The organism is Desulfurellaceae bacterium (genome assembly GCA_021296095.1).
Classification (GTDB): Bacteria; Desulfobacterota; Binatia; order Bin18; family Bin18; genus JAAXHF01.
The window spans coordinates 15,835-17,065 of record JAGWBB010000088.1 but is presented as its reverse complement, the minus strand read 5'-3'; the positions used below and the strand labels follow the sequence as shown (position 1 = coordinate 17,065).

The 1,231-nt window shown below is 64.1% G+C and carries 2 protein-coding genes; both read left to right on the top strand.

Features of this window, described 5'->3' with window-relative positions; all coding sequences use genetic code 11:
* On the top strand, positions 1 to 585 hold a 585-nt coding region (locus tag J4F42_17920), incomplete at its 5' end, for a hypothetical protein (protein ID MCE2487396.1).
* Positions 586 to 617: 32 nt separating this feature from the next.
* Positions 618 to 1,231 (top strand): class I SAM-dependent methyltransferase (locus tag J4F42_17915; GenBank protein ID MCE2487395.1); only part of this gene is annotated, 614 nt, incomplete at its 3' end.

Genomic DNA, 1,231 nt, shown 5'->3' with positions numbered 1-1,231 from the left:
CAGGAAATCCGCGAACTGGCCGACCTGGGCTGCCAGTATATCCAGATTGATGCGCCCGAGCTGGCCACGCTGGTCGATGAGGGCCAGCGCCAGCAGACCTATGAGGCGCGTGGCGTTTCGACCGAACGGATGCTGGGGGAAGGCGTGGCCATGCTCAATGCCATTGCCGACACCCCCGGTGTGACCTTCGGACTCCACATGTGCCGGGGCAACAACGCCGGCCACTGGATGAGTCAGGGTGGCTATGAGGCCATCTCCAAACAAGTCTTTCTGCAGGCCACCGGCTACGACATCATCCTGCTGGAATACGACGACTGGCGCTCGGGGTCTTTTGACGCCTTGGCCGACATTCCGCAGGACAAAACCGTCGTCCTGGGTCTGGTGTCGACCAAGGCCAACAGCCTGGAGCCGCTGGACGGTGTGCTCGCGCGTATTCAGCAGGCCGGCCAGCACTTTCCCCACCAGCAGCTGGCCATCTCCACCCAGTGCGGCTTTGCCTCAGTCGCCCAGGGCAATCCCATCAGCCTCGAGCTTCAGGAGCAGAAGCTGCGGCTGGTCGTCGAGCTGGCTCAGCGGGCGTGGTGAGCCGAGGCCCGAGTCCGGTCCCCAGCCGTTCCATGACCGAGTATGACCAGTTCGACGCCCTCCTGTACGATCACCACGCCAGCGGTCTTGAGGGCGACATCGCCTTCTATGTTGAGGAGGCAAAACAGGCCGGCTCGGGCATCCTGGAGCTGGGCTGTGGGACGGGCCGCATTCTGGTTCCCACCGCCCAGGCCGGCGTCCCAATCATCGGCCTCGACCGCGCCCCGGCCATGCTGGCCCTGGCCGAGCAGAAACTCGCCGCCCTGCCTCCCAGCGTCCGCAGCCGGGTGAGCCTCAAACACGCCGACATGCGCGATTTCCAACTTGACGCGACGCTGCAACTCATTACCGTTCCGTACCGCGCTTTTCTGCACCTGCTGACCCTCAAGGACCAACGCCGGACCCTGGCCTGTATCCACCGCCATCTGGTCCCGCGCGGCCGTCTCATCCTGGACATCTTCGATCCGGATATCGAAACCCTGGCCGCTCATAGCGGGCCGCTGGGGCCGGTGGTGAAGAAAGATCGCATCTTCCAGCACCCGCATACCGGACGGCAAGTAATCAGCTGGGAAGCCCGCCGCTACGACCTGGAACGTCAGCTGCTCGAACAGTCCAGCGTCTTCGAAGAGGTCGATACCGAAGGCCG